Source organism: Sphingomonas sp. CV7422 (assembly GCF_027945725.1).
In the GTDB taxonomy this organism is placed as follows: Bacteria; Pseudomonadota; Alphaproteobacteria; order Sphingomonadales; family Sphingomonadaceae; genus Sphingomonas; species Sphingomonas kyungheensis.
On the sequence record NZ_CP115900.1, the window covers coordinates 3,616,917 to 3,641,578 of the forward strand.

The 24,662-nt window shown below is 69.3% G+C and carries 21 protein-coding genes, 1 riboswitch and 1 other annotated feature; of the genes, 11 read left to right on the forward strand and 10 right to left on the reverse strand.

Annotated elements, in window-relative coordinates; translation table 11 throughout:
* Positions 1-90: 90 nt before the first annotated feature.
* From PBN85_RS17105 to PBN85_RS17125, 5 genes are all read left to right on the forward strand, one after another.
* A complete protein-coding gene (locus tag PBN85_RS17105) occupies positions 91-873 on the forward strand; it encodes an IclR family transcriptional regulator (RefSeq protein ID WP_037535298.1) in 783 nt (260 codons plus the stop codon).
* Entirely contained in the window at positions 870-1,667 is a 798-nt protein-coding gene (locus PBN85_RS17110) for a GDSL-type esterase/lipase family protein (RefSeq protein ID WP_271299728.1), read from the forward strand. The genes PBN85_RS17105 and PBN85_RS17110 overlap by 4 nt, the downstream gene beginning before the upstream one ends.
* Positions 1,667-2,449 (forward strand): SGNH/GDSL hydrolase family protein, encoded by a 783-nt coding sequence (locus PBN85_RS17115; protein ID WP_271299729.1) that lies wholly within the window; start codon positions 1,667-1,669, stop codon positions 2,447-2,449. Before PBN85_RS17110 ends, PBN85_RS17115 begins: the two co-directional genes overlap by 1 nt.
* Positions 2,446-4,134: an alpha-L-fucosidase gene (locus PBN85_RS17120; protein WP_271299730.1), complete on the forward strand. Its 1,689-nt coding sequence runs from the start codon at positions 2,446-2,448 to the stop codon at positions 4,132-4,134. The genes PBN85_RS17115 and PBN85_RS17120 overlap by 4 nt, the downstream gene beginning before the upstream one ends.
* 81 nt (positions 4,135-4,215) lie before the next feature.
* Positions 4,216-4,271: a sequence feature (sul1 is cis-regulatory element that is thought to sense ions involved in sulfur or methionine metabolism; They are found in Alphaproteobacteria), on the forward strand.
* Positions 4,272-4,335: 64 nt separating this feature from the next.
* Positions 4,336-5,811 carry a SulP family inorganic anion transporter gene (locus PBN85_RS17125; protein ID WP_271299731.1) on the forward strand — a complete coding sequence of 492 codons (1,476 nt, stop codon included), beginning with the start codon at positions 4,336-4,338 and terminating at the stop codon, positions 5,809-5,811.
* 2 nt (positions 5,812-5,813) lie between these two features.
* Here PBN85_RS17125 and PBN85_RS17130 read toward each other — a convergent pair whose 3' ends face one another.
* Genes PBN85_RS17130 through PBN85_RS17140 form a run of 3 tightly spaced genes read right to left on the reverse strand, consistent with a single transcriptional unit; the run spans position 5,814 to position 8,018 of the window.
* Positions 5,814-6,821, reverse strand: a complete 1,008-nt coding sequence (locus tag PBN85_RS17130) for a ferritin-like domain-containing protein (protein WP_271299732.1) — start codon at positions 6,819-6,821, stop codon at positions 5,814-5,816.
* Positions 6,822-6,846: 25 nt separating this feature from the next.
* Positions 6,847-7,815, reverse strand: coding sequence for a ferritin-like domain-containing protein (locus tag PBN85_RS17135; protein WP_152542332.1), 969 nt, complete (start codon positions 7,813-7,815; stop codon positions 6,847-6,849).
* Positions 7,816-7,829: 14 nt separating this feature from the next.
* On the reverse strand, positions 7,830-8,018 hold the full coding sequence (locus tag PBN85_RS17140; protein WP_271299733.1) for a hypothetical protein: 189 nt from the start codon (positions 8,016-8,018) through the stop codon (positions 7,830-7,832).
* 104 nt (positions 8,019-8,122) lie between these two features.
* Here PBN85_RS17140 and PBN85_RS17145 point away from each other — a divergent pair, with 104 nt between their 5' ends.
* Positions 8,123-10,795 (forward strand): TonB-dependent receptor, encoded by a 2,673-nt coding sequence (locus PBN85_RS17145; RefSeq protein ID WP_271299734.1) that lies wholly within the window; start codon positions 8,123-8,125, stop codon positions 10,793-10,795.
* A complete protein-coding gene (locus PBN85_RS17150; RefSeq protein ID WP_271299735.1) occupies positions 10,795-11,901 on the forward strand; it encodes a Ca2+-dependent phosphoinositide-specific phospholipase C in 1,107 nt (368 codons plus the stop codon). The genes PBN85_RS17145 and PBN85_RS17150 overlap by 1 nt, the downstream gene beginning before the upstream one ends.
* Before the next feature lie 15 nt (positions 11,902-11,916).
* Here the strand turns inward: PBN85_RS17150 and PBN85_RS17155 are convergent, their stop codons facing one another.
* The 5 genes from PBN85_RS17155 to PBN85_RS17175 are packed head-to-tail and all read right to left on the reverse strand — an operon-like array spanning position 11,917 to position 17,208.
* Complete coding sequence (locus PBN85_RS17155) at positions 11,917-14,337, reverse strand: ABC transporter permease (RefSeq protein WP_271299736.1); 2,421 nt, start codon at positions 14,335-14,337, stop codon at positions 11,917-11,919.
* Positions 14,337-14,564 (reverse strand): hypothetical protein, encoded by a 228-nt coding sequence (locus PBN85_RS17160; protein ID WP_271299737.1) that lies wholly within the window; start codon positions 14,562-14,564, stop codon positions 14,337-14,339. Before PBN85_RS17160 ends, PBN85_RS17155 begins: the two co-directional genes overlap by 1 nt.
* An 18-nt stretch (positions 14,565-14,582) precedes the next feature.
* Positions 14,583-15,260: a head GIN domain-containing protein gene (locus tag PBN85_RS17165; protein ID WP_161773135.1), complete on the reverse strand. Its 678-nt coding sequence runs from the start codon at positions 15,258-15,260 to the stop codon at positions 14,583-14,585.
* Between the two features lie 22 nt (positions 15,261-15,282).
* Entirely contained in the window at positions 15,283-15,963 is a 681-nt protein-coding gene (locus PBN85_RS17170) for an ABC transporter ATP-binding protein (protein ID WP_271299738.1), read from the reverse strand.
* 12 nt (positions 15,964-15,975) lie between these two features.
* Positions 15,976-17,208 (reverse strand): efflux RND transporter periplasmic adaptor subunit, encoded by a 1,233-nt coding sequence (locus PBN85_RS17175; RefSeq protein WP_271299739.1) that lies wholly within the window; start codon positions 17,206-17,208, stop codon positions 15,976-15,978.
* A gap of 147 nt (positions 17,209-17,355) precedes the next feature.
* Here PBN85_RS17175 and PBN85_RS17180 point away from each other — a divergent pair, with 147 nt between their 5' ends.
* From PBN85_RS17180 to PBN85_RS17195, 4 genes are read left to right on the forward strand one after another with little or no spacing between them, the layout of a single operon-like run.
* Entirely contained in the window at positions 17,356-18,615 is a 1,260-nt protein-coding gene (locus tag PBN85_RS17180; protein ID WP_271299740.1) for a sigma-54-dependent transcriptional regulator, read from the forward strand.
* On the forward strand, positions 18,605-19,771 hold the full coding sequence (locus tag PBN85_RS17185; RefSeq protein WP_271299741.1) for a sensor histidine kinase: 1,167 nt from the start codon (positions 18,605-18,607) through the stop codon (positions 19,769-19,771). Before PBN85_RS17180 ends, PBN85_RS17185 begins: the two co-directional genes overlap by 11 nt.
* Positions 19,772-19,784: 13 nt before the next feature.
* Positions 19,785-20,924, forward strand: a complete 1,140-nt coding sequence (locus PBN85_RS17190) for an endo-1,4-beta-xylanase (RefSeq protein WP_271299742.1) — start codon at positions 19,785-19,787, stop codon at positions 20,922-20,924.
* 23 nt (positions 20,925-20,947) lie between these two features.
* On the forward strand, positions 20,948-22,180 hold the full coding sequence (locus tag PBN85_RS17195) for an SGNH/GDSL hydrolase family protein (protein WP_271299743.1): 1,233 nt from the start codon (positions 20,948-20,950) through the stop codon (positions 22,178-22,180).
* An 18-nt stretch (positions 22,181-22,198) separates the two neighbouring features.
* Here the strand turns inward: PBN85_RS17195 and PBN85_RS17200 are convergent, their stop codons facing one another.
* Both PBN85_RS17200 and PBN85_RS17205 read right to left on the reverse strand, forming a co-directional pair.
* Positions 22,199-23,227, reverse strand: a complete 1,029-nt coding sequence (locus tag PBN85_RS17200; RefSeq protein WP_271299744.1) for a methionine synthase — start codon at positions 23,225-23,227, stop codon at positions 22,199-22,201.
* A gap of 29 nt (positions 23,228-23,256) precedes the next feature.
* The gene (locus PBN85_RS17205; RefSeq protein ID WP_271299745.1) at positions 23,257-24,237 is read right to left on the reverse strand and encodes a putative oxygenase MesX; all 981 of its coding nucleotides are present in this window, start codon (positions 24,235-24,237) and stop codon (positions 23,257-23,259) included.
* Between the two features lie 116 nt (positions 24,238-24,353).
* A riboswitch (cobalamin riboswitch) is annotated at positions 24,354-24,572 on the reverse strand.
* Positions 24,573-24,662: the final 90 nt, after the last annotated feature.

The following is a 24,662-nucleotide window of genomic DNA, read 5'->3' on the forward strand; positions in this document are numbered from 1 at the left end:
CACGGGCGGATTTCGCTTGCCAGCACTGCCCCAAACATTGTGCATAGGCCGATAAGCGCCGGATCAGGCGCCAAATGCCGGGGGAGGTGGATGACGGACAAGGCACGCTATCAGGCGCCGGCGCTGACCAAGGGGCTCGAAATCCTCGAGCTGCTCGCCGCGTCGAGTGTTCCGCTGACGATGTCCGACGTCTCGACCGCGCTCGGCCGGTCGGTCAGCGAGATTTTCCGCATGCTGCAGGTGCTCGAGACGCATCGCTATATCGCGCGCGGCGACGATGGCTATCGGCTGACCAACCGCCTGTTCGCGCTGAGCATGGGGCAGCCGCCGGTCCGCGATCTGGTCAGCAGCGCGCTGCCGGTGATGCGCGCGCTGGCGCGGCAGACCGGGCAAAGCTGCCACCTCGCCGTCGTCTCGGGCGCGGAGATGGTGGTGATCGCCGGGGTCGAGGCGCCGGGCCTGTCGGGTTTCGCGGTGCGGATCGGCTATCGGCGACCGCTGCACCGGTCGGCCTCGGGGCGGATCCTGCTCGCCTTCCAGCCCGAGGCGCAGCGCGCCGCGATGCTCGACGAGGTGCGCGCCACCGGCGATGCGATCGACGACGACGCCCTGGCGGCGCAGCTCGCGGCGATCCTCGCCGAGGGCGGCGGTGCGACGCCGAGCCCGCTGCTCACCGGCATCACCGATCTGTCTGTGCCGATCCTGTCGCATCGCGCGGCGCGCGCGGCGCTCACCATCCCGTTCGTCGACGGGCCGGGTGCGCTCGTCGGCATCGATGCGACCGAGGCCGCGCTGCGCGATGCCGCCGCCGCGATCGCCCAGGCGCTCGACCCGGCGCTGGTCGGCGAGACGCCGCCCGCCGACGCCGCGTGATCCGCGCGCTCGTCCTCGCCGGTGCGCTGCTCGCGACGGGCGTGCAGGCGCAGGACTATCAGAGCGCGCCGCCGCGCCGCACCGCGGTGGCGAAGGACTGGGGGCCGTGGCTCGGTCCCTATCGCGACCGGCTGGTGCCGGTGCTGATGGAGGATTTCGGCGAACGCTATCTCTACGCCCCCGCCAATGCCGCATTGCCGCCGCCGCGCACCGGCGAGCGGCGCGTCGTCTTCCTCGGCGATTCGATCACCGACCGGTGGAATCTCGCCGGCAGCTTTCCCGGTCAGCCCTATGACAACCGCGGCATCGGCGGACAGGTCACCGCGCAGCTGCTGCTCCGCTTCTATCCCGACGTGGTCGCGCTGCGCCCCGCCGCGGTGGTGATCCTCGCCGGCGTCAACGACGTGCAGGGCGTGCTGCAGCAGGAAACCCCCGAGCAGATCGAAGAACATTGGCAGGCGATGGCCGATATCGCCGATGCGCACGGCATCGCCGTCGTGTTCGGCGCGCTGCTCCCGGTCAACGATTATACCCCGGCGGCGCGCGACGTGGTGCGCGAACGCAAGCCCGCGGAGTTGCGCACGCTCAATGCCTGGCTGCGCGACTTCTGCCGCCGCCGCGGCTATGCATTCGCCGATTATCCCGCGGTCCTGTCCGACGATCACGGGATGATGCGCCGCGATCTCACCGCCGACGGTATCCACCCGCTCGCCGTCGGCTATGCCCTCATGGCGCCGGTCGCGCGCGCCGCGATCGACCGGGCGCTCGCCCGCCCCAGCACAAGGAAGCCCTGATGCGTTACGCCCTGCTCGCCGCCCTCCTGATCGCCGGCCCCGCCGCGGCGCAGACCAACGTCCCCGGCGATCCCTATGCCGGCGACCCGGTCGGCATCGTCGCCGACCCCTGCCCCGTCCACCCCAAGCCGGAAGGCGCCGGCTGGCAGATGTGGAACCTGCACATGCTGACCCGCGACCACGGCCAGCTCTGCCGCTACCGCGCGCAGAATGCCGCGCTGACCGAACCGGTGCGCGTCGTCTTCATGGGCGATTCGATCACCGACAATTGGATCGGTGCCGATCCCTCGCTGTTCACCAAGGGGCTGGTCGATCGCGGCATCAGCGGGCAGACGACGCCGCAGATGCTGCTGCGCTTCCGCCAGGACGTCCTCGCCCTGCATCCCAAGGCCGTGCACATCATGGCCGGCACCAACGACATCGCCGGCAATACCGGCGCGGCGACGATGGAGACCGTCCAGGGCAATATCGAGACGATGGCCGAACTCGCCCATGCGCACGGCATCAAGGTGATCCTCGCCTCGGTCCCGCCCGCCGCCGCCTTTCCGTGGAGCCCGGACAAGCGCCCGGTGCCGCAGATCACCGCGCTCAACGGCTGGCTGCGCGGCTATGCCAAGGCGCATGGCTATACCTATGTCGATTATCATGCCGCGCTTGCCGATGCGGCGGGGGGCATGAAGCCGGGGCTGGCCAGCGACGGCGTTCACCCGACCCCGGCAGGCTATGCGGTGATGCGCCCGCTCGCGCTCGCCGCCATCGCCAAGACGCTGGGCCAGCGATGAGCGTCGACCGTCGCGGCTTCCTCGCCGGCAGCGCCGCGCTCGGCCTCGCGCAGGCGGCACCGATCGCGGCTGCCGCCACCCCTTCGCCCTCGCGCAGCGCGCTGCGCGCGGTCAAGGTCGCCGCGCCGGCGCGCTTCACCGCCGACTGGGGATCGCTGACCGCGGGCTATTCCGCCCCCGACTGGTTCCGCGACGCCAAGTTCGGCATCTGGGCGCATTGGGCCGCGCCCTCCGTCCCCGGCATCGGTGACGACTGGTATGCGCGCAACATGTACCTGCAGGGGCACCCGACCTACGACCATCACCTGAAGACCTACGGCCACCCCGCCGACACCGGCTTCATGCAGATCCAGAACCGCTGGCGCGCCGAACATTGGGACCCGGCCGAGCTGCTCGATCTCTACAAGGCGGCCGGCGCGCGCTATTTCATGGCGCTCGCCAACCACCACGACAATCTCGATTGCTATGCCTCGACGCATCAGCCGTGGAATGCGACGCGGATCGGCCCGAAGCGCGATATCGTCGGTACCTGGGCGAAGCTGGCGCGCGAGCGCGGGCTGCGCTTCGCCGTCTCCAACCACAGCGCGCATGCCTGGCACTGGAACCAGATCGCGTACGACTATGATCCCGTCGGTCCGCGCCGCGGCCAGCGCTATGACGCGGCGACGCTGACCCCGGGCGACGGCCGCGGCCAATGGTGGGACGGGCTCGATCCGCAGCAGCTCTATACCGGCGCGTCGATGGCGATGCCCGACGGCATCGGCTCGCTGGCGGAGGCAGGCGCGTGGCATGCCGCCACCGACGGTTTGTGGAACGAGGGCGTGCCGCCCGATCCCGAATACGCCCGCCGCTGGGCGCTGCGCTGCCGCGAGCTGATCGACCGGTACGATCCCGACATGCTCTATTTCGACAACCACGATCTGCCGCTGCAGCAGACCGGGCTCGACATCGCCGCCTATTTCCTCAACCGCAACATGGCACGGCGCGGCGGCCGGCTGGAGGGCGTCGTCACCGCCAAGGAGACCCCGCCGCAGCGGCGCATGGGCCTGGTCGACGTGGTCGAGCGCGGCCAGAAGTCGTTCATCGATCCCTATCCGTGGCAGACCGAGACCTGCCTCGGCAACTGGTTCTACGGCGAGCAATATCTCCGCGACAACAGCTACAAGACGCCCGCCAAGGTGCTCCATACCCTGTGCGACGTGGTGTCGAAGAACGGCAATATGATGCTCAGCGTGCCGATCCGCGGCGACGGCACGATCGACGCGCGCGAACGCGAGATCGTCGAGACGATCGGGGCGTGGATGCGCAAGAACGGCGCGGCGATCTACGCGACGCGGCCCTGGCGCATCCACGCCGAGGGCAAGGGCGAGGCGGGCGGCGGCGCCTTCTCGGAAGGCGGCAACGACACCAGCTATACCGCGCGCGACATCCGCTACGTCACCCGCGGCAAGGCGCTCTATGCGCTGGTGCTGGGCTGGCCCGACGATGGCGTCGCCCGGCTGACCTTGCTCGGGCGCGACAATCCGGTCGGTCGCGGCACGGTGCGGCGCGTCTCGCTGCCCGGCGATGGCGAACCGCTCGCCTTCACCCGCACCGCCGACGCGCTGGAGGTGCGGCTGCCCGCGGCGGCCCGCGACCCGATCGGGCTGGCGCTCGTCATCGAAGGGCCGGGTCTGGTCGACTGATGCAGGGAGCGGGTGCTGCAACAGGCCGCCCCCGCGCCCTATTGCACCGCAGCATATAAGGCCGTAAGCGGCACCCACTCACCAGGACCCGGTGCAAATCCGGGTGGCTATTCCGGCCGCCGATCCGCCGGACAACGCAAATCCGCTTCCTAGTCATCCGACGCCGAGTCCGGCGGAAGCGGTCCTGCGGACATTCGATATATGACATCCTTCTCCCGTTACCGCGCCGAATGGTTCACCACCGCCGCCGGCGCGCGCCGCGACATCCTCGCCGGCATGGTCGGCACCTTCGCGCTGATCCCCGAGGTGATCGCCTTCTCCTTCGTCGCCGGCATCGATCCGGAGGTCGGCCTGTTCGCCTCCTTCGTCATCGGCATCGTCATCGCCATCGCCGGCGGCCGCCCGGCGATGATCTCCGGCGCCGCCGGTTCGGTCGCGCTGGTCGCCGCCGCGCTGGTTCATGCGCACGGCCTGTCCTATCTGCTTGCCGCGACGGTGCTCGCCGGGCTGCTCCAGATCGTCTTCGGGCTGTGCAAGCTCGACGTGCTGCTGCGCTTCGTCTCGCGGTCGGTGCGCACCGGCTTCGTCAACGCGCTCGCCATCCTGATCTTCTCGGCGCAGGTGCCGCAGCTGCTCGGCGTCGACTGGCATACCTATGCGATGATCGCGCTCGGCCTCGCGATCATCTACCTTGCGCCGCGCGTGACCAAGGCGGTGCCGTCGCCGCTGATCTGCATCGTCGTGCTCACCGCGATCAGCGTCCTGGTCCCGATGCCGCTGCGCACCATCGCCGATCTCGGCCGGCTGCCCGATGCGCTGCCGCGATTCGGCTGGCCGGCGGTGCCGCTCGACTGGCAGACCCTGGCGATCATCGCGCCTTATGCCCTGGCGATGGCCGCGGTCGGGCTGCTCGAATCGATGATGACCGCGACCGTGGTCGACGATCTGACCGAGACGACGAGCAGCAAGGCGCGCGAGTGCAGCGGCCTCGGCCTCGCCAATATCGCCGCGGGCCTGTTCGGCGGCATCGCCGGCTGCGGCATGATCGGCCAGACGGTCGGCAATGTCCGATACGGCGGGCGTGGCCGACTGTCGACGCTGGTCGCCGGCGTGTTCCTGCTCGTCGTGATGGTGCCGCTGCGGCCCTGGGTCGCGCAGGTGCCGGTGGCGGCACTGGTCGCGATCATGATCATGGTGTCGATCAGCACCTTCGCCTGGGGATCGCTGCGCGACCTCGTCAGCCACCCCAAGACGTCGGGCGCGGTGATGCTCGCCACCGTCGCGGTCACCGTCACCACGCACGACCTGTCCGCCGGCGTCGCGGTCGGCGTGCTGCTGAGCGGCGTGTTCTTCGCATTCAAGGTGACGCGGCTGATGCACGTCGCGGTCGATTACGACGCCGCGACCGATACCCGCCTGTACCGCGTCAGCGGCCAGATCTTCTTCGCCAGTGCGGAGATCTTCGCCGACCATTTCGATCTGGCGGACGATGCGCGCAACGTCCGCATCGACCTGACCGCGGCGCATCTGTGGGACGTCACCGCCGTCGGCACGCTCGACGAGCTGGTCGCCAGGATGCGCCGCCACGGCATCGCGGTCGAGCTGGTCGGGCTCAACGCGGCGAGCGCGATCCTCATCGACCGGCACGCGCAGGAGATGCGCGTACCGGCCGTCTAGGATCAGGCGGCGGTCGATGCCTTGATGTTGCCGTTGACGCCGGCGGGGAAGAAGCCGCCGCTGGTCACCGCGCCGGCGTTGAGGAAGGCGACGTTGAGGACGTCGCCCGTCGAGCGGCCGTAGACGATGCCGTTATTGTCGGCGAGGACGATGCTGGAGGCCGTGCCGCCGTTGACCGTCACCGGGCTGATGCCGACATCGTCGTCGGTCGCATTGTCGATCGTGTCGCGGGCGTTCGAGATCTTGTCCGCGTTGGTGCGCAGCGTCGGCATCGCCAGCCCCTTGCGATACAACAGGGTACGCAGCAGGCCCGAGTGATAGGCCTCTACGGCGAGGATGCCCGCCGCCGCATCGAGGATCACCGAACTCGAGATCAGCGAGGCCGCTCCCTTATAGGCCGTGACGCCGACGTCGGAGAGCAGCATGCCGCCGAGCAGCCAGTTCTCGTCCGACGCATAAGGGTTGAACGTGCCGCTCGTCGCATCGACCACGCCCGCGGCGCGCGCCGCGGCGGTGAAGGCGCCGGTCGCGCTCCCGTCGATGTTGATCGCCGGCATCGCCACCGCCGCCGAACCGAGCTGCTGGCGCAGGAACAGGACATGCTGGTTCTCGTCCGCCGCGATCTCGCGTGCATAAGCAGCGACCGAGGCATCGGCGAACGGCACCTTGGCGCCGCCGGTCACCGCGCCCTGCGTGCCGGTACCGGTCTGCGACGATGCGTTGACGCCGGTGCCGAACGCCGCGAACGAATAATAATTCGCCTCGAGATATTCGAGGTTGAGCGCGAAGTTGAGGATGTCGACGTCGCTGGCGACGAGCGAACTGGTCGGCGTGGGCGTCGGTGTCGGCGACGGGATGGCCTTGTCGTCGCCATTGTTACAGGCGGCGAGCAGGCCGGCGGCGCCGGTCACCGCCGCGGCGGTGCCCGCCATGCGCAAAAAGCGGCGGCGTTCGGTACGGCGACGCTCGGCGATATCGAAGACCTCGAGCAGCGTTTCACGATCGATCATGATAATTCCCCTTTGGTGCCGAGGCTCAGCCGTTGGTCGCGGGAGCGTTGTTGGCGCTGCTGCGGATGGTGCCGTTGACCCCGGCCGGGAAGAAGCCGCCGGCGGTGACCTGCGCCTTGTTGAGATAGACGATGTTGAGCACCTGCCCCGTCGTCCGCCCGAAGGCGATGCCGTTGCCGTCGGTCGGAACGATGTTCGACGTGTCCCCTGCCCCCGAGCTGACATAGGCAAGGCCCTGGTCGAGGTCGGTGGTGCCGTCGAGGCTGTCGCGCGCCGCGGAGACGAGTTCGGTGTCACCGCGGATCGTCGATGCCTTGAGCCCCGGATTGCCGCCGAGCTGGTCGATGGTCGTGCGGATCATGCTGGCATGATAGGCTTCGGCGGCGAGGATGCCGGCGGCGGCATCCAGATAGGTCTTGTTGGTGATCAGCGCCGAGGCGCCCTTATAGGCGGTGACGCCGACGTCCTCGAACAGGAAGGCGCCATAGAGGAAGGCGAGGTCCGAGCTGTACGGGTTGAACGTCGCACCCGCCGGGATCAGCGTCGCCGCCTGCGCCGCGGTGCTGAACGCGCTCGTCGCGCTGACGCCGATGTCGATCGCCGGCTGTGCCACCGCCGCCGACCCCAGCGCCGAGCGCAGGAAGTTGACGTGCGCCAGCTCGTCCTCGGCGATCTCGCGTGCCATCTCGGCGAGCAGGCTGTCCTGGAACGCCACCTTCTGGCCACCGGTCGCGACGACCGGCGTACCGACCCCGGTGATCGACGTGGCCGGGATGCCGGTGCCATAGACGGCATAATAATAGAAGTTCGCCTCGAGATATTCGAGGTTGAGCGCGAAATTGAGGATGTCTGCGTCGGTGAGCGTCGTCTGCGCCTGGGCCTGCTGGCTGACGAGGAAGGCACCTGCGCCCACCGCCGCTGCGCCCACCGCCGCCTTGAAGAAGGCGCGCCGGTCGCGCCGCCGCTCGCCGTGCGCCGCGAGCGTATCGATCATGTCGAGGTCGGTATTCACGCCGGAACTCCCCTTTTTATTTCGGGTACAGCAACATAGCTGCCGCATTTCCGTTCCATGACAAATGTGGCCACGCCGAAATATTCAGCATTTTCAATGGAGATCGGTTCCGGACCGGCCATAACACTTCCACGCCAGCAATCAGCGTGCTGCACCGCAGCAGAATTCGTCAGCATACCGTTCATAACGTTAGTAAAGACGTCACCGAAGCGACATCGGCGCTACGCCGGCGTGTAACCTTGCCCCCGTAGCGGCGCGGCCAACGGCATAACGCCGGGGGGAATAACTCATGTCTCGCATTTCGCGCCTGCTCGGCGCCACGCTGCCGCTCACCGTCATCGCGCTCGCCGTCGCACCCGCCGCTGCGCAGACCGCTCCTGCCGATACGACCGCGACCGACGCCGCGGCGCCGGCGGAGGACGGCGATATCGTCGTCAACGGCAGTTACGCGCGCAGCCTTGCCGCCGGCATCGAGACGAAGCGCCGCGCCGCTTACGGCGTCGATTCGATCAATTCGACCGACATCGGCAAATTCCCGACGCAGAACGTCGCCGAGGCGCTGCAGCTCGTCCCCGGCGTCGCGATCACGCGTCCGCGCGGCGAAGGCCTTTACGTCAGCGTCCGCGGCCTCGGCCCGCAGTTCCAGAACACGCAGCTCAACGGCCGTTCGGTCGCGCTCAACGATCTGATCGAGAATGGCGGCGCCAATGGCCGCCAGTTCCGCTTCGAAATGCTGCCCGCCGAATTCACCTCGAGCATCGACGTGGTGAAAACGCCGACCGCCGACATGAGCGAGGGCGCGCTGGGCGGCAATATCGACGTCAAGACCTTTCGCCCGCTCGAGGTCGGCAACAAGACGACGATCAACATGCGCGGCACCTATACCACGCAGACCAAGGACGTGCGCCCGAACATCACGGTATTGACCAGCGCGAAGAACCGCGACGGCACGTTCGGCGTGCTCGCCGGGGCGCAATATTGGGGCAAGACCGTCCGCAACGACCGTTTCATGAATTTCGGCTGGTTGCTCGACCGCTATACCGGCCCGAACGCCGGCAGCATTCCGGCCGGCCTCTATTCGCCGACCCGCACGCGCCCGACCGTCGAGACCGAGGATCGCAAGCGCGTCTCCGGCATCGTGTCCGCACAATGGCAACCGACGCCCGAACTGCAGACGACGATCGACCTGATGGCGACCCGCCTCGACGTCGCCTATGACGAATTCGGCCTCGACATCTATCCCGACGACAGCGGCGTCACCATCGGCGGCATCAAGACCACCTCGCAACTCCAGCCGGGCTATACCGTCGTCGGCGACACGATCACCAAGGCGACGATCAACAATGCGCGCTTCATGGCGTCGCGCGAATACAGCCTCAATCGCCACGATCTCATCACCGCCGGCCTCAAGCAGACGTGGAACCCGGACCGTTGGCATGTCACCGCCAACGTCAACTGGTCGTCTGCGCACAGCTTCCACCCGGACTATAAGACCGGCACGGTCCGGAGCCGCGCGTATTTCTACGGACCGCTGACCTATGACGCGAGCGGCGGCTATCAGCACATGCCGACCTTCACCACGCCGATCGACGTCACCAATCCGGCCAATTACAAGCTTTACCAGTTCAATATCGCGCCCAAGGACAGCAAGGACTGGGATTTCTACTCGCGTCTCGATGTCGGGCATGATTTCGACGGCATCCTGTCGAAGCTGCAGGCGGGCGGCGAATATCACTGGCGCAAGCGCGACTATTTCCGCCGCGACTATCTGATCGACACCGCCACCAACCAGCCGCTGACCAATCTGGGCGCCGGCGCCTATCAGCAGCTTCCCTACGACAATTTCCTGTCGGGGGTCAGCGGCGATGCCTTCCGCAACTGGCTGGTGCCGGTGACGGACGCCTATGTCGGCACTTTCTTCACCCCAGCCATCGCCGCCTCGCCGCTGTCGCTGGGCGACCGCCGCTCGGCCTTCGTCGTGACGGAGAAAATCGCGGCCGGCTATGTTCGCGCCGATTACCGGTTCGACGCGGGTCAAATCCCGGTCAGCGGCAATGTCGGCGCGCGTTACGTCCACACCGATCAGGTGGCGAGCGGCACGCTGACCTCGGGCAGCACCTATACACCGGTCAGCTATCCCAAGACGTTCAACAACGTCCTGCCCAGCTTCAACCTGCGCGCCGACCTGACTTCGAAACTCGTCGGCCGCCTCGCGGCGAGCCGGGTGCTGACCCGACCGAACGTCACCGACACCGCGCCGCGCATCACCGTCTCGACCGACGCGCCGACCGCCAGCGGCGGCAACCCGCAGCTCGTCCCCTTCCTCGCCACCCAGTTCGACGGGTCGATGGAATGGTATTTCGCGCCGTCGGGCCTGCTGTCGGGGGCGGTCTTCTACAAGGCGATGGACGATTACATCACCCAGTCGAATACGCAGATCGACATACCGGGCCGCGGCACCGTCCGCCTCTCCAGCTCGGTCAACGGCGGCAACGCCAAGGTGTACGGCGCCGAGGCGGCATACAGCCAGGTCTTCACCTTCCTGCCCGCGCCGTTCGACGGCTTCGGCGTGCAGGGCAGCTACACCCACACCGAAGTGAAGGCGGATTACACCGCCGGGTCGCGGACCATCAAGGATCAGCTGATCGGCCTGTCGAAGAACAGTTTCAACCTGGTCGGTTTCTACGACAAGGGGCCGTTGTCGGCGCGGCTCTCCTATGTCTGGCGCGACAAATATCTGTCGAGCACGGGCAGCACGGTGCAGGCACCGACCTATGTCGCCGCCTTCGGGTCGCTCGACGGCCAGCTGTCGGTGCGTGCCGCCGAGAATCTGACGCTCAGTCTCGAGGGCATCAACATCGCAGGAGCCCATCAGGATACGTATAATGACAACAGCCTGCGGTTCGGCGAGATCAACTATTACGGCCGGACGATCCTGTTCGGCATCCGGGCGGAATTCTGATGCGCACGGTCATCGCCCTGGCCGCGGCGGTCATATCGGTGGGAGCCGCGCTGGCCGCTCCCGCGACGCGCCCGACGCTGCGCCTCAACGACATCCAGGTCGTCGGCTCGCATAACAGCTTCAAGGCGCGTATCCCGGCGGCGGTAATGCGGAGCCTGCGCGCGCGCGATCCGAAGCTCGCCGATGCGCTCGATTATTATCATCTGCCGCTCGCCGCGCAGCTCGACGCCGGGGTGCGCCAACTCGAGATCGACATCTTCGCCGATCCCGCCGGCGGCCGCTATGCCGATCCCAAGGGTGAGGCGATCGCCCGCGCGGCGGGGGAGGCGACCGGCTTCGATCGCGCCGCGATGCTGCGCCCCGGCTTCAAGGTGTTCCACATTCCGGACGTGGATTATATCTCGACCTGCGTGACGCTGCGCCGCTGCCTGGGCGAGATCGACGCCTGGTCGCGCGCGCATCCGCGGCATTTGCCGATCATGGTGACGATCAACGCCGCCGATACGCCCGACAAGGACGGGCGGGTGAGCCCGCCGCTGCCGCTCGACCAGCCTGCGCTGCTCGACGCGCTCGATGCCGAGATCCGCGCCGCGCTCCCCGGCAAGCGGCTGATCACCCCCGACGAAGTCCGCGGCGCCGCGCCGACGCTCCACGCCGCGGTGACGACGCACGGCTGGCCGTCGCTCGCGGCGACGCGGGGGCGCGTCTACGTGCTGTTCGACGTGCGCGACGCGGTGTCCGCGGTCTATCGCGCCGGCCATCCCTCGCTTGCCGGGCGCGCGATGTTCGGCTGGTATCCCGCCGGCGCGCCCGAGGCGCCGATCGAGATCGTCCAGGATCCGATCGCCGACGGCGCGGCGATCCGCCGCTGGGTCGAGGCGGGGCTGATCGTCCGCACCCGCACCGACGCCAACACCGTCGAGGCGCGCGGCCACGATCTGCGCAAGGCCGAAGCCGCTGCGGCGAGCGGCGCGCAGGCGGTCAGCACCGATTATTACCCCGGCGCACCCGATCCCGCCGGGCTTGCCTTCCACGTCACGCTGCCCGGCGGGGTGATGGCGCGCTGCAACCCGGTGCGCACCACGGGTTGCCGGCTCGATCCCTGACGCGTCGGCGCTGCGTCATTCGTGACGCAGCGCCCAGGCGGGCGCGGCGCGGCTCGCGCGCAGCGACTGGCCGAGCACGGTGAGCACCGCGATCGCCGTCGCGATCAGGCTTGCCGCGACGAAGTAGAGCGGCGACAGCGCGATCCTATCGTCAAACCCCGCCAGCCACGTCCGCATCGCCAGATAGGCGAGCGGCCAGGCGACGAGATTGGCGACCAGCACCGGCCGCAGGAACTGGCCGACGAGCAGCCGCACGATATCGGCGGAGGAGGCGCCCAGCGTCTTGCGGATGCCGATCTCCTTGACCCGCCGCTGCGTGTTGAACGAGGCGAGGCCCCACAGGCCGACGCAGCCGATCAGCACCGCCAGTCCGGCGCCGATGCCGAACAGGCGGGTGGCGCGATCGTCGGCGGCGTAGAAGCGTGCGAGCCGCTCGTCCGCGGTCTTGCCCCCAAACGGCACCTGCGGCGCCATCCGCTGCCACACCTGTCGGACTTGAGCGAGCATCGCGCGCGGATCGCCGGTGAAGCGCAGCGACGTCACCGTGACGTAGCTCAGATCGAGCGGGTCGGGCGTATAATAATAATAGGTCGCGGCGATCGGATCGTGCGGCGAGACGAAGCGGATGTCGGGCACCACGCCGACGATTGTCCGCGGCCGATCGCCACCCACCGTCTTGCCGATCGCCTCCTGCGGCGAGCGGAAGCCGAGCGTCGTCACCGCCTTGCGGCTGATCAGGATGTTGACGCCGACGCCGAGGTTTTGCTTGGCGCGATTGTCGGCGGCATGCGCATCGTCGAACAGACGCCCGGCGACCGGAGTGATGCCATAGGTGTCGAAGAACCCCGGTCCGACATCGACCCAGTTGAGCGACGGCCCTGACCCGGCGACCCCCGGCAGCGGCACGTTGTCGCTGCTTGAGCTGCCGCTGCCGCCGACAGTGGCGTTGGCGGTGCCGATCGCGGTCACCCCGGGCAGCGCGCGCAGGGTCGCGAGGATCTCACGCGCGCGGGCCTTGCCGATCTGTGGGTCGGCGAGCGAGGGCACGATGATCAGCCCCTCGCGCGGATAGCCGACGTCGGCGTTGCGGACGTAGCGGGTCTGCGCGACGAGCACCGCGGTGCCGATCATGAAGGCGATGGCGAGCCCGAACTGGAAGACGACGAGCGCCTCGCGCACCCGCGTCCCCGCACGGCCACCGCCCGGCGCGCGCGCCGAGGCGAGCACCGCCGCCGCCGGTACACGCGCCAGCAGCACCGCCGGGTAGAAGCCCGCGGCGATGCCGATCACCACCGCCAGCGCGACCAGCGCCGGCACCACCACAGCATAGGGGATGGTCAGCGACAGCCCGCCCGCGGCATTGACCAGCGGCAGGCCGAGTTCGGCAAGGATCAGCCCGAGCAGCGCCGCCAGCCCCGCGGTCAGCACCGCCTCGCCGAGGAACTGGCGGATTAGCGCCCCGCGATCCGCGCCGAGCACCTTGCGCATCGCCACCTCGCGTGCGCGCAGGCCGGCGCGGGCGGTGGCGAGGTTGACGTAATTGACCATTGCTATCAGCAGCGTCAGCAAGCCGACCAGCCCGAGGGTGACGACGGTGAGCCGCGTCCCCTCACCGACATTCGGCGCGAGATGCACGTCATCGAGTGGCATCAGCGCGATCGCGATCGACTTGGACGGCGATGGGCCCATGTCATGCGTCGCCCGGCGATCGACGAACGCCGGCAACCTCTGTTCGTAGGCGCGCGCCGCCGCCGGCGTGTCGAAGCGCAGATACGTCGCCAGCGACGTGCTGCCCCAGTGCGTCCATTGCGGATTCGGCGGGTTTCGCGGCAGGCGGATCAGGATCGTCGCCTGCATCTCGCTGTTCTTGGGCAGATCGCGGAAGATGCCGGTCACGCGATAACGTTGCGGCCCCTCCCCGACGATCGTCATCGTCTGACCGATCGGATCGCTGCTGCCGAAATAGCGTTTGGCGAGGCTCTCGCTGATCACCGCACCGCTCGGCGTTGCCAGACTCTGGCGGCCGCTGCCGCGTACCATCGGCAGGTCGAAGACGTCGAAGAAGCTCGCATCGACCTGCGCGACATCCTCCTGCGTCGCGACGCCGTTGCGCAGCACGCTGCCGCCGTTGCGTCCGCCGCTCCATCGCGTGCCGACTGTGCCGGGGAAATCCTCACGCAATTGCGTGAGCAGATCGCCCATCGTCTCGCCCGACGGACCATTGAACGGGCTCCCCGGCAAATCCCACACCGTCTCGACCAGATAGATCCGGTCATGGTTCGGCAGCCAGCGTTCGAAACTCGTCTCGAACCGCACGTACAGGCCGAGGACGAGGAACACCGCGATCCCCACCGCCAGGCCGCCGATGTTGAGCGCGGCATAGAGTTTGTGGCGGATCAGCGAACGATAGAGCGACAGCAGCGCAAAGCGGTTCATCAAAGGGGCTCCGTCACGGAAGGCGGCGTGCCGCTCGACCCATCGATCGCGATCGACAGATGGCCGGCACGCCCGAAGGAGATCGCGCCCGACCCGCGCCAGCGCAGCCGCACCTCGTCGACATGGACGTGGGCGAGCAGCACAGCGACGGCGACCGCCACGACGATCAGGGCGATGTCGCGCAGCGGGCTGGGCGGCCGGCAGCGGGGGTCAGGGGCGGACGACATGGCGAGGGGCGGGCCGGCTCAGCCGCAGCGCACGATGGCGCTGCCGCTCTTATGGATCGCGCAGCGGCCGCCGCCGCCGATGCGGATCAACCCGCTGCCGCCGGCATCGATATCGGCGCTGCGCGTCGCGGTCGCGGCGATCTCGCCCGATCCGCCCATCGTGACGCGGACGGACGGGGCGGCGAGCGCGCGCGTGTCGATCTTGCCCGATCCGTCGAGCGCGATTCCCACCGTGCCGGCGCGTCCGGCCGCGACGATCGATCCCGATCCCGGCAGCGCGAACCGCGCCGCCTCGGCATCGAGCCCGTCGACGCGCAGCGTGCCCGATCCGCTGATCGAGCCGGTGAAGGTGCGGCCGGTCGCCGACGCGATGCGGATCGAGCCGGAACCGGGGATCGCCGCGGCGCGCAGCTGCGGCACCGTCACGGTGACACGCGCGCCCGTGTCGCGCCAGTTGCCCGGACGGCGGCCGACGCGCAGCGTATCGCCGCGCACGTCGATCGCCAGCGCCGCGACCGCGCGCGGATCGCCGCTGGCGACGACCGAGCGTGTCGCGCCGGCGACGACGACGACGCTGTCCGCCCCGGTCAGCTCGACCGCGTCGAACGCGCCGACGGCGAAGCTGCGCGGCGGCGCATCCTGGGCGATTGCGGGCACGGCAAGTCCGGCGAGGAGAAGGGTGAGACGAGGACGCATGGGGATAGCCTTTCGTTGACGGTCAGAGGGCACGGGCGGCGGAGGCGACGATGCGGCCGTCGAGCATGTCGATGCGGCGCTTGGCCATGTCGGCATGGCTCGGCGAATGGGTGACCATCACGATCGTCGCGCCGTCGTCGTTGAGGCCGGCGAGGATGTTCATCACCTGCTCGCCGTTGCTGGTGTCGAGGTTGCCGGTCGGCTCGTCGGCGAGGATCAGCGACGGATTGCCGACGATCGCGCGCGCGATCGCCGCGCGCTGCTGCTGGCCGCCCGACAATTGGTGGGGATAGTGGCGCGCGCGATGCGCGATGCCGACCTTGTCCATCGCCGCGGCGACGCGTTCGCGCCGCCCCTGCACCGCCTCCTTGCGATAGGCGAGGCCGAGCGTGACATTCTCCTCGATCGTCAGATCGTCGATCAGGTTGAAGCTCTGGAAGACGAAGCCGAGGTGGGCGCCGCGGAACCGCGCCAGCGCCGCTTCGTCGAGCGTCGCCAGGTCCTGTTCGCCGAACAGATAGCGCCCGGCGCTCGGCCGATCGACCGTGCCGAGCGTGTTGAGCAGCGTCGACTTGCCGCACCCCGACGGCCCCATGATCGCGACGAACTCGCCGGCCGCGACGTGCAGGTTGATGTCGTGCAGCGCGGTCGTCTCGATCTCGTCGGAGACGTAGCGGCGCTGGATATTCTCGAGCCGGATCACGGGTTCGTCCTTTCAGCGGAGGTTGAGGAGGTCGCCCTTCACGGACGCCGTCGAGGAGGTGATGATGCGATCGCCGGGGGCGAGGCCGCTGCGGATCTCGACCTGTTCGGCGTTGCGCCGGCCGATCGTGATCGCGCGCCGCCGCGCATGGCCGCCGTCCGCATCGAGCACGAACACCGAACTGCCGCCGGTATCGAGCCAGCCGCCGATCGGCGCGACCAGCGCCGGCTGCGTGCTGCCGAGCGTGATGCGGACATCGATCGTCTGGCCGCGGTTGAGTCCGGCGGGAGCCTGGCCTGCGAACATGAGCTCGACGCGGAAGCGGCCGTCCTTGACCGCGGGCAGCACCTTGCTGACCGTCGCGCGCGCCGCGCCCGCCTGCGCCGACTGGCCGACCGCGACGCGGCCGAGATAATATTCGTCGACATCGGCGAGCAGCTTCCACGCGCCCTCGCTGTCGACCTGTCCGGCGGGGTCGCCGGGCTTGAGCGACTGGCCGGGCTGGAGCGTGAAGTTGGTCAGCCGCCCGCCTGCGGGCGCGCGGATCACCAGCGCGTCGAGCCCCGACCGCACCATCGCCAGATTGCCCGACAGCCGCGTCCGCGTGTCGGCGAGCCGCGCCGCCTGCAATGCGGTGATCCGCGCCTCGCTCGCGCCGCCCGCCTGCAACTGCTTGACGCGCTGTTCCTGATAGGCGGCGGCCTCGGCGAAGCTCTTGACGCCCGCGTCGGAGACGATGCCCTTGTCGTAGAGCTGCTGGCGGATCGACAGGTCGCGCCGCGCCTTGATCAGGTCGTAATGCGCCTGCGCGAGCTGCCCGGCACGGTCGAGCCGGTTGCGCTCGATCGCCAGATCCTGTCCCGACACGTCACCCAATTGCCCCGCGATCTGCGCCTCGCGGGTCAGCACCTCGAGCCGCAGTTCGGGATTGGCGAGGCGGGCGAGCGGCTGACCCGCCGCGACCATCGCGCCGTCCTGGACCAGCAGCGTCTCGACCTGCCCGCCGGCGAGCACCCCGACCAAGGTCGTCAGCCGCGGCGCGACGGTGGCGCGCACCGGCAGGTAATCGGCGAAGGGCGCCCGCGTCACCGGGCCGGTCTCGATCGTCGCGGCGGCGATGTCGGTCGATCCCGCCGCCGGCAGCAGCCGCCAGATCGCCAGCGCCGCCAGCAGCGCGACCGCCGCGCCGATCACCACGCGCCGCCGCCACCACGGCCGCGGCCTGGGCGCGACGCGCCGATCCATCCCCGCGCCGGCAGAAGCATTTGCGTGTAACGAGGGTTCGGTCATCATGCGAACAGTGTCGCCGATCCTGTCCGAAAAGCCTAAATCACTATGAATGAACGATTTTCTCCCGATCCCTGCGCGCCCGACCGTTCGCCTGCGGACACAGTGTCCGGCGATGGACAGTCGGATGAGGCGTCAAGCCCGCGCATCCTGCTGATCGACGACAATCCCGCGGTGGCACGGGCGATGGAGATCGCCTTCCGTCTCGCCGGTCATCGCTTCGACGTCGCCGCCGATCCCGAGGAGGGCCTGTCGCGGCTCGCCCGCCACCGCTACGACGCGATCCTGCTCGATCTCAACTTCACCGCCGGCCGCGCCGATGGCGAGGAGGGGCTCGCCTGCCTTGCGCGGATCATCGCCGCCGATCCTGCCGCCTGCGTGCTGGTGCTCACTGCGCACAGCGGCATCCGAATCGCGGTCGCGGCGATGCAGAGCGGCGCGCGCGACTTCGTGATGAAGCCGTGGCGCAATGCCGAGCTGATCGCCAAGGTCACCGCGGCGATCGCCCGCGGCCCGCTCGCGGCCGCCGCCGCGCCCACCGTACCGGGATCGCCGCCGCCGGTGCTGATCGGCGACAGCGCGGCGATGCAGCAGCTGCGCGCGCTGATCGCCCGCGTCGGCCCGACGCCGGCGAGCGTCTCGATCAGCGGCCCGCCCGGCAGTGGCCGCAGCCTCGCGGCGAGTGCCATCCACGCCGCGTCGCGCGATCCGGCGCCGCCGCTGCGCCTCGACCTGCGCGACGCCGCCGACTGGCCGCGGCTCGATGGCGCGCCGGCGACGTTGATCCTGCGCCGCCCCGACGCGCTCGACGCGCAGGCGCAGCAACGGCTGGTCGATCGCCTGCCCGCCGACACGCGCTGCATCGCGATCGTCGACGATGCGGCCGCGCTGATGCCGGCGCTGCGCCGGCGGATCGCGACGCTCGATATCGCCATGCCGCCGCTCGCCGCGCGCGCGGGTGACGCGCTGCTGCTCGCACGCCATTTCCTGCGGGCCGCCTGCGACCGGTTCGATCGCCCATCCGCTCAGTTCACCGAGGCGGCGGCGGCGCTGATCCTCGCCACCGACTGGCCCGATTCGGTGCGCGGACTCGCGCTCGCGGTGGAACGGGCCGCTTTGCTCGCCGAGGGCGACCGGATCGACGCCGCCTCGCTCGCGCTGCCCGAGTCCGCCCCCGCCCCCGCCGCTGCCGCTGCCGCTGCCGCCACGCCGGTCGCCGAGCCGGGCTTCGCGCTGTCGCAGGCCGAGCGCGCGACGATCGAGGCGGCGTTGCGCGAACATCGCCACAACGTCAGCCACGCCGCGGCAGCGCTCGGCATCAGCCGCGGCGCACTCTACCGGCGGATGGCGCGCTATGGGCTCTGACATCCCGCGCCCCTTGGCGACCGCGCTCGCCCTGTTCGGCTGCGGTATCGTCGCCGCGGCGGCGTGGCGCTGGCAATTGTGGGGATCGGTCAGCGGCGCGCTGCTCGTCGCGCTCTGGCTCGCGTTGCGCAGCCTCGTCGTCGCACCACCGCCGCCGCGCCACGATGCCCCGCCCGTCGCGGACCCCTTCGCCAACCGGCTGTTGCTCGATGCTGCGCCGACGCCGATGCTGGGCATCGAGGCGGAGCAGGTGCGCGCGCTCAACCGCGCCGCGCGCGCGATGTTCGCGACCGACGACCGGGTGCTGCCGCCGCCGCCCGCGCTGCTGTCGCGCGATGCCCGCTATCTGCGCCATGCCGAGCGCCGCTGGCGGATCGACCGCGTCGTTCTCACCGCGCGCGGCGGCGAGCGGATCGTCGCCGCGCTGGTCGACAGCGAACAGGAGGAACGCGTCGCCGAGGCGCGCGCCACCGGCGAGATGATCCACGTCCTCGGCCATGAGCTGCTCAACGGCCTCGCACCGATCGTCTCGCTCGCCGACAGCGGCGTCGCCGCGCTCGACCGGCCCGCGCCTGATCTGCCGCTGCTCCGCGAGATCCTGACGACGCTCGCCCGCCGCACCGAAGGCTTGCAGCGCTTCACCGAAGCCTATCGCGCGCTCGCCCGCCTGCCCGAGCCGCAGCGTCGCGTAGTCTCGCTTGCCCCGCTCGCCGACGATCTCGCCCGGCTGTTCGCGGTGCGCTGGCCGCAGGTGCGCCTGATCTGCGACGCGGCGGCGTTGCCCGACTGGTCGATCGACCGCGACCAGATCAGCCAGGCGCTCTGGGCGCTGCTCCAGAATGCCGCGGAGGCGGCGCTGGCGAGCGCGGCCGATCCGCGGGTGACGCTCGCACTGCACGTCGACGGTCGGACGCTGGCCTGCCATGTCGGCGACAATGGCGGCGGCATCGCCGCGGCGGACGTCGCCCGCATCTTCCGCCCGTTCCACACGACCAAGCCCGACGGCACCGGCGTCGGCCTCAGCCTCGCGCGGCAGATCGCCCATGCGCATGGCGGCACGCTGACCCTCGCCTCCGCGGTGCCGGCGCATTTCATCCTTTCCATTCCGTACCTTGACGCGGACGTCCGGGTCGCGAATGATTGCGCTAACAATTAAGAGAGGATCGAGCATGTCACCGACCCGCCGCGACCTGCTCGTCGCTGCCACCGCGGTCGCGGCCAGTGCCGCCACCGCGCCGCTCGCCGCCGCCGCGCCCGACAGTCTCCAGGCGATCGCCGCGCGACGCGGTCTGCGCTTCGGCAGCGCAGTGCCGTGGCAAGCGGGCGGCCGCAACGGCGTGCCGCTCGCCGACCCGGCTTATGCGCGGCTGATCGCGGCGCAATGCGGGCTGATCGTCGCCGAGAACGAGATGAAGTGGCAACATCTCCGCCCGAGCCCCACCACCTTCGCCTTCGGCCATTTCGATGCGATCATGGCCTGGGCGGAGCGCGAGCATCTCGCGGTCCGCGGCCACAATCTGCTCTGGCATCAACCGAAATGGCTGCCGCGCTGGCTCAACGACTATGATTTCGGCGCGCAGCCGCATGCCGCCGCCGAAACCCTGCTCACCACGCATATCCGCACCGTGATGAACCGCTACGGCCGCCGCATCGCCAGCTATGACGTCGTCAACGAAGCGGTGCGGCCGGAGGATGGCACCCTCTACGACACGTCGCTGTCGAAGGCGCTCGGCGGTGCGGAGCCGACGCTCGACCTCGCCTTCCACACCGCGCGCGCCGCGGCGCCCGACGCGCAACTCGTCTACAATGACTATATGAGCTGGGAGCCCGGCAACGCCAAACATCGCGCCGGCGTGCTGCGGCTGCTCGAAGGCTTCCGCCGGCGCAACGTGCCGGTCGACGCGCTCGGGCTGCAATCGCATCTCGTCACGCAAGGGCCCGACGGCACGGCGAGCGCGGCGCAATTGCAGGGCGAATGGCGGCGCTTCCTCGATGCGGTGACCGCGATGGGCTATGGCCTGCTGATCACCGAGCTCGACGTGCGCGACAATCACCTGCCCGCCGCGATCGCCCCGCGCGACCGGGCGGTCGCCGATTTCACCCGCGCCTATCTCGACGTGACGCTCGCCTATCCCAAGCTGCGCGACGTGCTGTGCTGGGGATTGAGCGACGCGCACAGCTGGATCGAGGGGTTCGAGCCGCGCCCCGACCATGCCAAGCGCCGCCCGACGCCCTATGACGTCGCGCTCCGCCCCAAGCCGATGCGTGCGGCGATCGCCGCGGCGCTGGCGGCGGCACCCGCGCGCTGAACGCCGAGACACAGGAGAGACGGATGACAGGACGATACGGACGCGCGGCGCTGCTGCTCGCGGCGCTGGCGGGCGGTACGGCCCTCTCCGCCCAGACGCCGATGGCGCGTTGGGTGCCCGCCTGGGGATCGGCGCAGATGGTCGCCACCGCGGCGGACGCCGAACGGATCGCCGCGATCGGCCCGGTGACGATCCGCCAGGTCGTCCACCTCTCCGCCGGCGGCACGCGCGTCCGCGTCCGCCTGTCGAACGTCGCCGGTGACGCGGCGCTCCGCATCGACGCCGCCGCCCTCGCCCGCGGCGCCCCCGGTTCGGCGACGGTACGCGACGGCGCGCCGCTGACCTTCGCCGGCGCGCGCACCACCGTCATCCCGCCGGGCGCGGAGGTCTATTCGGACCCGCTGCCGCTCGCCACCCGCGCCGGCGACGATCTCGCGATCAGCCTGTTCCTCGCCAAGCCGCCGATCCGCCACACCGGTCATCCCGGTGCCCGCGCGACGAACTACGTCACCGCCGGCGATCATGTCGCCGCCGAGACGCTGCCCGATGCGCAGGCGATCGGCGGCTGGTGGGATCTCGCCGATGTCGAGGTGAGTGGCGGCAAGACGGATGCGGCGATCGTCGCGATCGGCGATTCGATCACCGACGGCCGCGGCGTCCGCGACAATGCCAACACGCGCTGGACCGACGTGCTGGCCCGCCGGCTCGGCGGCAATGCCCGCACCGCGCATCTGGCGCTGGTCAACGCCGGCATCGGCGGCAACCATATCCTCACCGACGGGCTCGGGCCCAGTCTGCTGGCGCGCTTCGACCGCGACGTCATCGCCCGGCCCAACGTCCGCTATGCCGTCGTGTTCGAGGGCGTCAACGATCTCGGCGGGCTGACGCGCGAGGCGCCCGTCGACCCGGTGAGCCAGCGCGCGCTCTACGATTCGATCGCCGCGGCCTTCCGCGAACTCGCCGCGCGTGCGCATGCGCATGGCATCACGCTGATCGGCGCGACGATCACGCCGCTGGTCGGGAACGATTATTATCACGCCACCCCGCCGACCGAGGCGACGCGGCAGCGGCTCAACACGCTGATCCGCAGCGGCGGCATCTTCGATGCGGTGATCGACTTCGACGCGGTGGTGCGCGATCCCGCGCATCCTGACCGGCTGCTCCCCGCCTATGACACCGGCGACCACCTCCACCCCAATGAGGCGGGCTATCGCGCGATGGGCGACGCGGTCGCGCTGCACCTGTTCGGCGGCTAGCGCGACCGCCAGGCGCGATTAACCCGCCAGCTCGGCCCGGACGATCGCCGCGCCCGCCGCCAGCGCGTGCAGCTTGCCGCGGGCGACGGCGCGCGGCAGCGGCGCCAGGCCGCAATTGGTCGCGGCCCACAATTTGTCGGCATCGACGAAGCGCAAGGCGTTGCGCAGCGTCGCCGCGACCGCCTCCGGCGTGTCGACCATGTCGGTGGCGACGTCGATCGCCCCGACCATCACCGTCTTGCCGCGGACCAGCTCGATCAGCTCCATCGGCACGCGCGAATTCTGGCATTCGAGCGAGATGATATCGATCGTCGAGCGCTGGAGGTTGGGGAAGGTCCGCTCATATTGCCGCCATTCGGCGCCGAGGCTCTGCTTCCATTCGGTATTGGCCTTGATGCCATAGCCATAGCAGATGTGCACCGCGGTCTGCGCCTTGAGTCCCTCGGCGGCGCGCTCCAGCGTCGCGATGCCCCAGTCGTTCGCCTCGTCGAAAAAGACGTTGAACGCCGGCTCGTCGAACTGGATGATGTCGACCCCCGCCGCCTCGAGCTCGCGGGCCTCGTCGTTGAGGATGCGGGCAAATTCCCAGGCGAGTGTCTCGCGGCTATGATAATGGTCGTCGTAGAGCGTATCGATCATCGTCATCGGCCCGGGCAGCGTCCATTTGATCGGCCCGGCGGTCTGCGCCCGCAGGAAGCGCGCATCCTCGACGAACACCGGCGCGGGGCGCGACACCGCGCCGACGACGGTCGGCACGCTCGCGTCATAGCGGTTGCGGATGCGGACGGTGGCGCGCTGGGTGAAATCGACGCCGCGCAGATGTTCGATGAAGGTGGTGACGAAATGCTGCCGCGTCTGCTCGCCATCGCCGATGATCGTGATGCCGGCCTGCCGCTGATCGTCGACTGCGAGGCGCAGCGCGTCCTGCTTGCCCGCGACCAGCGCGTCGCCGGAGAGATTCCACGGCGACCACAAGGTCTCCGGCTGCGCGAGCCATGAGGGTTTGGGCAGGCTGCCCGCGGTGGTCGTCGGCAAAAAGGGGGTCATGATGGTCTGTCCTTCTGGCATCGGGCCGGTCACAGGCCGCAGGTCGCGGACCAGCGCGCGAGCGTCGCGCCGTGCGGCTCGATCAGATGCTGTTGCGCATAGCGTCCCTGGTCGACGGCGAGGCGGCTGCGTTCCTCGCGATCGTAGACGATGCGCGTCAGTGAATAATCCTGGCTCGACAGGCTCGGCCGATAGGCGGCGGCGGCGACGGCGTTGGCGTTGTAGATCTCGGGCCGGTAGATCTTCTGGAAGCTTTCCATCGTGCTGATCGTGCTGGCGAGTTCGCCATTGCTGTAATCGCTGACCAGATCGCCGATATGATAGAAAGCGAGCGGCGCGGCGCCGTGGGGCGGCAGGAAATAGCGCGCGGTCATTCCCATCTTGGCGAAATAGGCGTCGGTCAGCGACGCCGCCTCGGTCTGATATTCGATGCCGAGGATCGGGTGCAGATTGGCGGTGCGGTGATAGACCGCCTGGCTCGACACGCTGAGGCAGATGACCGGCGGTTTGCCGCAGCGGGCGCGATAGCCATAGGACCGCAGCAGATGCCGGAACAGCTTGCCGTGCAGATCGCCGAACTGCGGCGGCGGTTCGCCCTGCCCGGTCTGCTGGCGATACTCGGGCAGCACGACGCTGAAGTCGTAGTCGCGCAGGTAGGAGGAGAAATTGTTGCCGACGATACCGGGAAGCCGGGTGCCGCTGCGCCGGTCGATGACATGGGTTTCGAGCATCTCGATCAGCGGGAAGGCGGGTTCGCCGGCGCCCAGGTCCAAACCGATTGAGAGGATATCGAGGCTGACACCATAGCGGTCGCCGGTCGGATTATCCCAGTCCATCAGCGCGTTGAACCGCCGGTCGATCATCATCAGCGTCGCGCGCAGATTGTCGCGGCGCTGCTCGCCGCGCGCCAGATTGGCGAAGTTGGTGGTGATCCGCGTATCGTCGGCGGGGCGATACTCTTCGTCGAACGGAATGCTGCCGAACGTGAATGTGACGTCGCTGTCGGTCATGACTCACCTGCTTGTATCGGCAGAGGTCAAGGCAAGAGCGCACACGGCCGCATCGCTTCGGCGTCGCCGCCGAATCCTGCATCGCGCGCGATCCACCGGAGCAACCCCCGTCCGAGGAACGTTATCGCGTCGGAGGCAGGTCTCCTGGCTCACGGGTCATCACGGTGGTTCCGGCCTTCCCGGGCGCACGCACCCAGTGACACATGAAGGAACCGCCGCTCGCCGCTTACAGTTGCGGGGGCAGCGTCGGATTCTGTCCCGAAGGACACCACCGGCTTCCCGTCTTAGCCCCATCGCCGCGAGCGGAATGGGGAACCTCGACACGACGGTTCAACACCATCGGGTGGGTGTCGTCAATCCTGACATAAAGATATCTTTATATCTTGATGTCGCGGTGGATGAGGGTGTCTTCGGCTGGACAGCCC